This is a genomic window from Lacticaseibacillus pantheris DSM 15945 = JCM 12539 = NBRC 106106, from assembly GCF_001311175.1.
GTDB classification, from domain to species: Bacteria; Bacillota; Bacilli; order Lactobacillales; family Lactobacillaceae; genus Lacticaseibacillus; species Lacticaseibacillus pantheris.
In genome coordinates, this window is sequence record NZ_BBAI01000026.1 from 23,946 (window position 1) to 32,917 (window position 8,972).

General features: G+C 49.5%; 11 protein-coding genes. 3 read left to right on the top strand and 8 right to left on the bottom strand.

From position 1 onward, the window contains the following. Window positions 1-42 precede the first annotated feature (42 nt). From JCM12539_RS12775 to JCM12539_RS08725, 8 genes are all read right to left on the bottom strand, one after another. Complete coding sequence (locus JCM12539_RS12775) at window positions 43-282, bottom strand: ArpU family phage packaging/lysis transcriptional regulator (RefSeq protein WP_082405433.1); 240 nt, start codon at window positions 280-282, stop codon at window positions 43-45. A gap of 244 nt (window positions 283-526) precedes the next feature. Then, entirely contained in the window at window positions 527-862 is a 336-nt protein-coding gene (locus JCM12539_RS08695; RefSeq protein WP_054650761.1) for a hypothetical protein, read from the bottom strand. 13 nt (window positions 863-875) lie between these two features. After that, window positions 876-1,634 carry a DnaB-like helicase C-terminal domain-containing protein gene (locus tag JCM12539_RS08700; protein WP_082405434.1) on the bottom strand — a complete coding sequence of 253 codons (759 nt, stop codon included), beginning with the start codon at window positions 1,632-1,634 and terminating at the stop codon, window positions 876-878. Then, the gene (locus tag JCM12539_RS08705; protein WP_054650765.1) at window positions 1,558-2,205 is read right to left on the bottom strand and encodes a hypothetical protein; all 648 of its coding nucleotides are present in this window, start codon (window positions 2,203-2,205) and stop codon (window positions 1,558-1,560) included. Before JCM12539_RS08705 ends, JCM12539_RS08700 begins: the two co-directional genes overlap by 77 nt. 19 nt (window positions 2,206-2,224) lie before the next feature. Then, on the bottom strand, window positions 2,225-2,611 hold the full coding sequence (locus tag JCM12539_RS15255) for a conserved phage C-terminal domain-containing protein (protein ID WP_082405435.1): 387 nt from the start codon (window positions 2,609-2,611) through the stop codon (window positions 2,225-2,227). A 733-nt stretch (window positions 2,612-3,344) separates the two neighbouring features. Further along, window positions 3,345-3,818, bottom strand: a complete 474-nt coding sequence (locus JCM12539_RS08715) for a hypothetical protein (protein ID WP_054650769.1) — start codon at window positions 3,816-3,818, stop codon at window positions 3,345-3,347. Window positions 3,819-4,108: 290 nt separating this feature from the next. Beyond that, window positions 4,109-4,573, bottom strand: coding sequence for a hypothetical protein (locus JCM12539_RS08720; RefSeq protein ID WP_054650771.1), 465 nt, complete (start codon window positions 4,571-4,573; stop codon window positions 4,109-4,111). Window positions 4,574-4,866: 293 nt separating this feature from the next. Beyond that, on the bottom strand, window positions 4,867-5,136 hold the full coding sequence (locus JCM12539_RS08725; protein WP_054650773.1) for a helix-turn-helix domain-containing protein: 270 nt from the start codon (window positions 5,134-5,136) through the stop codon (window positions 4,867-4,869). A gap of 373 nt (window positions 5,137-5,509) precedes the next feature. Here JCM12539_RS08725 and JCM12539_RS08735 point away from each other — a divergent pair, with 373 nt between their 5' ends. The 3 genes from JCM12539_RS08735 to JCM12539_RS08740 all read left to right on the top strand — a co-directional run bounded on the left by JCM12539_RS08735 (window position 5,510) and on the right by JCM12539_RS08740 (window position 8,493). Next, window positions 5,510-5,971, top strand: a complete 462-nt coding sequence (locus JCM12539_RS08735; protein WP_054650777.1) for a helix-turn-helix domain-containing protein — start codon at window positions 5,510-5,512, stop codon at window positions 5,969-5,971. A gap of 1,369 nt (window positions 5,972-7,340) precedes the next feature. Further along, entirely contained in the window at window positions 7,341-7,493 is a 153-nt protein-coding gene (locus JCM12539_RS14180) for an Arm DNA-binding domain-containing protein (RefSeq protein ID WP_225350320.1), read from the top strand. 1 nt (window position 7,494) lies between these two features. After that, on the top strand, window positions 7,495-8,493 hold the full coding sequence (locus JCM12539_RS08740; protein ID WP_225350321.1) for a tyrosine-type recombinase/integrase: 999 nt from the start codon (window positions 7,495-7,497) through the stop codon (window positions 8,491-8,493). Window positions 8,494-8,972: the final 479 nt, after the last annotated feature.

Genomic DNA, 8,972 nt, shown 5'->3' on the forward strand with positions numbered 1-8,972 from the left:
CTGTGGGGATGATAGCGGCACTATTTAGGACTTATTCCGCGATTAGTCGGCCATGCTGATAGCTCTCGCAAATGCCAGTAATGCACGTTCTAGCAGGCGGTAGTATTGGCGCTCACTGCAAAGTGTAATGCCCATGTAGATTTGTATATCCGTCATGGCTTGGGTATCACAGTAGCGGTACCACAGCAATTCGCGTTGCTGGGTATCCAGTTGATTCATTGCCCTGGTAACGTCCCGTAGGTATGCCAGGGCATCAACCTTACGGGATACGTGACTTTCTATTGGCGCGCCGCGGGTGCTGTATGCGACACGGGTTCTAACGTGAGCGTGGCCGTTAGCTTTGGCACGAACTCATCCCCGGCCATACGGGCCGTTTGTCGGTATCCACGTAACAACCTGTCCGCGTTGCGGCGTGTTTGCTTTCTGTCGTATTCCAGTGATTCCATGACCAGTACCCCCGTTTGTTTGCTATAATGCTTGCTAGATGGAATGAGCGAGGGGCGGAGGGATACCGGCCCTTTTTTTTCTATGGCGGGTGGGTCTCTGCGGATACCCGCCGCACACGTTGAATAATTTCTGTCCAAGTGTCTGCCATTTGGTGGGCGCTATTTATTTGGGCGCTGGACATATACGCTAGTTGTTGTTCGGTCAGCATTGGCCCGTAGGTATGCTCGTGCTCGGCTGTTTGGAGGGCGTCCTGCTTGTCTAGCTCGGCCTGATGTAGCCAATAGTCTGTGTTGTTGGTTGCCTCTTTTGCGCTTTTCGTGTCTATACTCGCCAATTCTAGCCATGAAAATACGGCATAGGTGTATTTGTAATCATTGGCCCGCATGATGGTGTCAAACTCGATTAGGGTTGTCATTCATGGCTCACCTCTAGCGTACTTCGGCAAAATACATGTGACGGGTGTCGAACGTGTAACCTAGGTCGGCTAGCTTGCCTTCACGGTTTTTACTGATGGACAGTACAACGTTTCGTAAGTCGGCCTTGGTGTCGCTTGCGGTGTCGTTGTACAAGAATGCCACCACGTTGCTATCTTGCTCGATTGCCCCGCTTTCCCGGAGGTCAGATAGAATTGGCTTTTTATCCTGGCGTGATTCAATGCCACGGTTTAACTGGGTGAGTAACACAATCGGAATTTCAAGCTCGATGGCTAACAGTTTCAGTTGACGGGTGATCTCTTCGATATCTAGCCGGTGGTCTTTGTGGCGAGGATAGACGTTTACTAGTCCCAGATAGTCAATTATTGCCACGTATTCGTGGCTAGCCTCGGCCTTGCGCTGGCGGATAACCTGGACAATTTTATTTAGTGACAGGTCACCGGTGTGAAATTGCATGTCCATGGCACTAATGTAGCTTGTGGCCTTATGCACCATCTTTTGTTGGTCAGCATTCAACGAGTTGCCCGGGGCATTTAGCGAACCACCGTTAATGTTACTGTGGACGCGGCCAGAGATAATGGAGTTTGTGGCGACGGTCATAGTCACGAGTCGCTTGTACAGCTCGGTAGCCGTCATTTCAAGACTGAAATAATCTAATCGTGCTTCGGGTTGCTTGCTAATTACCTGGGCGGCCAGGTTTAGGGCCCATGCTGATTTGCCTACCGCCGGACGGGCGCCAATTGTTAAAAGCATCCCCGCATAAGCCACCGTTCAATGCTATGTCCAGATACGGGAAGGCCTTAATGCCGGGTGCTGCGGTGTTGGAGGCCATTTTGTCCAACAGTTGCGCCTCAAGGTCGGCCATAGTTAGCGTTACAGTAGTTTCTTGCTCGAAACTCTGTAGGGCCTGGGTGGCGGTGGCCACGGCCTCTAGATTGCTGTTGCTTGGTGTTTTGCTGTATGCCTGCGCACTACGTAGCACCTTACGCTTGCGGTAAGCATGGTCGAGTGAATGTACTTGGTAGCTGAACATGTTTGGAAGTGGTTCATTCTCTAGAATTGCGTTCCAGGTTGCCTGTGTAATCGTTCCTGGGCTGTCGTCCTCAATACCGTCACGAATGTGCATGTAGGACTGCTCCCCATGGGCATTAATCAGGTAGGTGGCTAGCAATTGGTGTTGTATGCTCACAAACCATTCTGGGTTGAGGTCAATCGACCGTATCAACTCCGGTGTGAATACCAAGCTGTGCAGTATTGTGGCCTCAAGGTCTGCCTGTTGATCATGTGCTTCCTGTGGGGATGGCGCTAACTGATTGGTTGCCATATGATGGTGCCTCACTTTCTTAGCTATAGTGCTGGGCTATATATTGTTCTAGCTGTTCTCTGGTTACGTCACGGGGCGTTAGCCGTTTCCATTCTCGGCGTAGGCTCTCACCATTCGGACAATTGTCAGCAACGAGACGGAACCAACTTGTGGTGTTGCTTGTAATTGGCGGTGTTGCTCTACTTGTTGAGGGAGCAGCATTTAGGTACTCGTCAAAGTGTTTCTTGGCAAACAGGGTTGAGGGTTGTAGGTATTTAACCATCTCTGGTTGCTGTAGCCATTCCTGTGTTTTAGAGTCGATAACCGTTTTAAAATCATCAAGGGAATAACTTGCTTCGTTGATTCTTGCTTTTATTAATCTAGAATTACTGTCTACGTTCCTGAAACGTTTCCCGGTTTTTTTGATTGAGGTACGCTAGTACCTCTTTTACGATTCCCTTGTTTTGAGATTCCAGTTTAGGGGCACTATTATTATTCTTTATTTCTTTACTTCTTGTTAGCTGCCACTTTGTCTGCCGCTTTGTCTGCCACCCTTCGGCTGTTTTTGGGCTAGAAACGTTATCGGGGCGGGGCTCGTTGACTCTTTTTTGTCTGCCAGTTTGTCTGCCAGTTTGTCTGCCACCCCCAAGGCTGTTTTGGCTCATTTTCGGGTGCTATAAACTCATTTGGGAGTGCCTGATATTTTTACCAATTGACGACCGTTATCAGCCGCCCGTGCTTCGTTGTTTGTTCTGTTATGAACTTCATGGCAACAAGATTCTTTAGTGCGGTGCGGACATTCTTTTCTGATACACCGGCATTTTTTTTACCAGTTTGGGGATGGATGTTATAAACTGCCCTGGTTGTGCTGTGAAGTTCTGGCCTTGCCACCTCCATGCCTGGGGCGCGTGGTTAGCCATCAACAGCACCGTGATTAGCACCGCTTTTTGTGGTGGTGCGGACTGCTGCCAGGTGATTGAGTCCAACAGTCTACGGTGTAGCTTTATGAAACCTGATGAGCTCATGCGCGGCCCCTCCTCTCTGTGGTGTGTTTAGCCTTGTGGTCGTGCTCGTCGTCCCAACCGAACCAGTGACCACCAATGGCATAGCCCAGGAATACAGCAGTTAATAGGGTGATGACCAGGGCGGGGAAGGTAAAGCTAATCATGGTTGGTCACCATCCCCTCGGCGGCGTCGACCATTTGCGTTAGTTCTGCCGCATTGTTCCGGAGCATAGCCACCAGGCTATCGTAGCGGCCCATATTGCGCTGTACCGTGTATTCGAGTAAATGAGTATCACCCGTGCGTTTGCTTCGCCCCAAAACGGTAGCTAAGTCCTCCAGATAATCGTTCATGATTTCAATGAGTCCAGTTTGATTCATGGCTAATGTGATCAGTTCTTCGGTATCAATTTTTTTTGCATGTGGATGACCTGCCTTACTTTTCAGTTCAGTGCGTAGACGTCGAACAATCTTGTGCCAGTGTGCTATACAACGTTGCCGGTAAACGGGGGACGTATTGGGGTCGTCAATTAGGTGCTTGTAAATTGCCTCTGTTTCCCCAATGGTCGGGTTATACCCGTGGTTCAGTATTGCGGCACTTAGTTCATCAAACCTAGCTTCTGTTAGTTGCATTTGAATGACCTTCCTTGTCTACCACGCGTAATTTCGGTACACTTAGGACGTAGAAGCCACGGATGTTGGCCGTGTCCTTCGGTATAGATATGCGTGTGTGGGGCCTATTTCAACTTTGCCGGTTGGGGATAGGCCTCTTTATTTTTGTCTGATTACGTGGGACGCCCTGAATTGGGCCGCCCTTTTTGTACCTCTTCGTTTGTTTGCGGGTGGTGCATACGAACGCTTTTAGATGGTTCGGCCGGTGTGTCCGTCTGGTGTTTTACTCAGAATTGAGTAAATGCCTGGTGCTAACGCTGTGCTTTGCGGCTGGGGATGGTAACCACGCCCCCAGCGGCTAATTGTTTTTTTCCAGATTTGGAAGAAAGTAGGGCACTAATACGACCTGTAGCCATGTCTAGCAAGTCCTGCGCGGCTAACAACGTTGCGGGGGCTTCCCGTTCTACGCCGTCCTGTGCTGTTTCTAGTGCCGTTTGAATGAGGTCGAGTATATTAGCGTCGCTAGTATCTGGGCGGCTCTGGTGCTCGTGTAGGTCGGTGGATAAGCGGCCTCCGGTGGCCTCGTCCAGAGTGCTAGCAATTTGTTCCGCGTATTGCTTTGCGAGACCAATAGGGGTTAGATACTTTAACCCGTTGAACTTACCAGGTTGCCCAGGTACACGCTTTAGTACACGGGTAACGCTGTCGGGGTCAATGTCCTGGATGTCCTTAGCTGTGGCGTATACCATGCCTAGGGCGCTTCTGTTGATGTCCATGTGAGATACCTCCGAATTAGATTGTTCCCAGTGAAATGATGGTGTGCATAATACCGTTCGAGTCCGTCCCCAAGAATTGGGGAGCTAGATAGTAAATTGGTCTTCTAACTCAAATTCGGCCCCGGGCCGAATTACCATCTAGTTACGGTGATGAATTCAAAATTGCGCTTGGGCGCAAATGCTGGCCTGATCACCATCCCCATTTGCTGATGATAGTACCGGGCTTTTTCCAAAGCGGAAATAGCCCACTTTGTGGTGGAGCTGTAGTAACCTGCCTGCCCGCTGATTACTGTTTACTGTTCGTAACTGTGCATGAATTGGTCTACTGCCGCTTTGTTGTAACGGGTCACGCCGTCGATTTGAATACGTGGCATCCCCATTACTGTGAACTTGCGTACTGTGGCGGTCGATACCCCCAGGTACTCGGCAACGTGCTTCACGTCCATGTAGTCCGCTGCGGCGTGCTTGGCCCCGGCTTCCTTGAACGCTGCCACTGCCACCTGTTGCATTTCGTGGCGTAGTTCGTCCGTGAACTCGTCTGGTACCGGTAAATTGATTTGCATATAAGTCACCTCCGTTTCTGGCCTCTCTGCGCCTGTTAATTCGTTGTTATGTGCTGCCGGGCCAAATAATGGCGTATCTTCGTAGCCGTCTCTTTCCGTACAATGCGCCGGTTACCCGCCATTATTTGGGTGAGAGTGAATTTGTTAACCCCAGTTGCGGTAGCCAACTCAACCATAGTTTGTAGTCCTTTGCTTTGAATGAGCTGTGACACAGCGGACTGCTCTAGAAGTTCCATGTAGCGGCACCCCCTTTCTTAGTGCAGAAAACTTGCACCGGAACGGTATTAGAATAGTGCAAGTTTTCTGCACTGTCAATTATTAATGCAAAAAAAACTTGCACTTGGTGTATAAATAGTTTTGAACTAGTTAGGAGGTGAAGGTTACGAAAAACAGAATTCGAGAGGTCAGGCAGGCAAAAGGGTTTAGTTTGGAATACCTTGCAGATAAGCTAGATGTATCTAGAACCACGGTCGCCAACTATGAACGTGGGGATACGGAACCCAAGATTGAAAAATGGCAAAAAATAGCTAACGTGCTAGGTGTTTCAGTGTCCTACTTACAAGGCTTTTCTGTGCGGGAAGACGGTGAGGACGAAAGAGCGTATATGTTGCTTAATATTACGCCCAAAGAATTGTCTGATAGGCTAGGTAGGATGTATCACCATCCAGATATTAAAACCGCATCTCCAGATGATATTCAAGGTGTGATATTAGACAGAGACACTAAACTGTTTGATCAGAAAAGCGCTGATGATGAGCTAAAAGGCGATTATATTTCCGTGGCTTTTGATTTTATGGCTTTAACACTGAAGACCCTAGAAAAAAATGTGGGTTGAATCTCCTGATAAATCAGAAAACAAGCGTGCTGATTTTGATTTTGCCTATGAATCTGTATTTATGGCATTTAAAGAACTTCAGAAAACGCCCCCAAAAAATGCTCCCAAGCATTGAACTGTCGTTAATTAGCAATCGTATGGGCTATCGACTTGATAACGTCTCGTTATTGAGTACAGAACACGCGGCCTGTTGTCGTGATGGTTGGTCTACGTAAAGTTGCGCATACCCCAGTGGCTAACCATTATTTGATGGCCTAATTTTTGGCCGTGAGTAGCCCCGAATTTTCGGGCTATAGGGGTATCCAGAATAGACGCCCCCGGAGGTGATACGCCAGAATTGGCGTGCCAAATGTTGGGGACAGGGGTCACCAAATTGATGACCCCGTAGGTAGTTTCCCCAAAATTGGGGACACCACCAAGTCATGGCCTGTAGGTCAATCTCGTGGCGGAAAATTGCGCCGCGCGCAAATTCGGACTCGGGGCCGAATTTTCCCGAGTGAGTAGCGCGGAGTTTTCCGCTGTAGATGTGTCCAGAATTGGACATATCCAGTTAAACCAGCGTCATTGTACGTATTCCTCTGGGGGTACCGATTCGTTACACCCTCAAAAATTCGGATGTACTTTTTGGTACAGGGTACCGCCAAAAGTGGCGACACCTGGGAACCGGCTGGGGTACCAGAACGGTACTCCAGGGGGTCTACAAAAAAAAGCGACCCCTTGAATGCGCCGTGTAATGACTTTACCCCGTTACTGGGGAAAAGGGCGTCGGGAAATACGACAAACCACGCGGTGTATTACTGTCATGGTTTATGACGGTAATGTAAGCGGTAGTCTGGTTGACCTGCCAGAACGAAACGTTACCCCAGCCAATGTATTGATTATACAAAGGGTGAACAAAACGTTCACCGTTAACGTATATCCTGTCTATGCTGAACTTGGTTAGGTGATGGGGGTCTAAAACGGTACCCCATGATGACCGTGGGATATGGACATATTTGTCCAAAACTGAATAGATGTGCGCAATTTTGCGCCGGTCTAAGTATTGCTTAGGTCGTCGGAGATGTCCCCAAAACTGGGGAGGTCTGTATAAAGACCCGACCCGTCAAAATGGCGGCTTAGAATTCAGCCGCGAAACGCTGCCGCTTACTTTTCTTTTTTAGGGTGTCCGATATGTCCGAAAACTATGTAGTATTCAAAATGTTCGCTGCGTGTTGTCTGATGTCAGGTTTTGTCAGGTTCTCACTGTCGAATTATCGACCGTGAACCACATAAACGGGGATGGTGATCATCCCCCGCCATAGGGTGCCACGTTGCACCCATACCGAAATACATACCTGCCTGCCCGCTGGTGATATGGAGGTACAAGGATATGGCTAACATTGCACAGTACGAAACCAAGGACGGCAAACTACGTTATGAGTTTTATTTATATGTGGGTCAGGACGCACTTACGGGTAAGGGCAAAAGGGTACACCGGCGTGGCTTTAGAACGAAAAAAAGAGGCCACTTTAGCAGCGTCTAGGATGGAACTAGCCTCTGCTAAAAGTGACCTTGCCAACCGTCGCCCACGGACGTTTGAACAGGTGTATGAAGAATGGTACTCGAGTTATATCAACACGGTGCGGGAGTCCACATATGCGCACACCCGTAACATGTTCGATACCCACATTCTACCGCTGTTTGGTGATAAGCAGGTAAGCAACATTACCCAGCCAATGCTACAACGGGCGGTAAACGAGTGGGCTAAGATAGCAACACGCAATTATCGCCGCTGGTTTAATCACACGGCCCGGGTGCTCGATTACGCTGTTCAGCGTGGCTATTTGGACGTTAACCCAGCCAAGCGAGTTACCATCCCCAAACAGCAGGAATTACCAGGAGATGAGTTGCCTAACTTTTGGGACAGACACGAATTGGCGCGGTTCTTTGGTTATATTGACGCTAAGGACGAACCGAAAAAGAATGCTCTGTTTAGAGTGCTGGCCTTTGGTGGTCTTCGTCGTGGCGAGTGTTTAGCGCTCACGTGGGGGGACGTTGATTTATCCCAGGGCACGGTACGGGTCAATAAGACGCTTACCCAAGGCCTCAAGGGTCACCAGATTGTACAGGCGCCTAAGACGCGGCGGGGGCGGCGAACCGTCACCATTGACCCTAAAACCGTACAGGCTCTCCGCTATTGGCGAATTCAGCAGATGAAGCTGTTCATCTCATTGGGGATGAATGCTAACCGTCCTGATCAGCTTGTGTTTAGTACTCGGAACAATACGCACATGTACTTGAACCAGCCTGAAAAATGGCTCAAGGCGATTGAGAAGGCGCATAACATTCAGCACACTATTACCATTCACGGGTTCCGTCACAGCCACGCTAGCGCTTTGTTTGCGGCTGGGGCTAGCATTCCGGAGGTGCAAGCGCGATTAGGTCACGAGGACGCGGGGACGACGTTAAACGTATACACTCACGTCACCAAAGACCAGAATTCAGAGACCGCGCAAATGGTGGCAAACTACCTAAATTTCTAGCAAACGACACCACGGACGACACCACGAGGCTGTTCATCCCCATAAAAAGGCCGTCAAATGGCGGCGTAACAGCATTCAGTGAAGTGCCGGGTACGAACCCTAGATACCCAATTGGACGGCGGTTGCTTGATGGCAGCCGCTTTTTTTAATGCATTTTTTTTGGATGTCGCGGTGGTACACACTGATATGCCCATGCGAGAAGTTAGGGACACTCCTGGTGGATATGACAGAGCCCGGATTTTACATAGTCAGTGCAGCGTCAAGGTTGGTCGTGGTGGAGGTTGATGGGGCAGCTGGGCGTGGCGGCTGGGGTGGAGGCGTCGTGCCTGGAGACGTGGTTGCTGCGACCCCAGAGCGCCGTAGGAACGAAGTGACGTACGGCGGCAGATTATGGAGACAAAGTGGGTGAAGCGCCACACAAAAGTTAGACACTTTTGGAAAGCTTAAACTGTTGTCGGTATTCTCTTGGTGTCAATCCG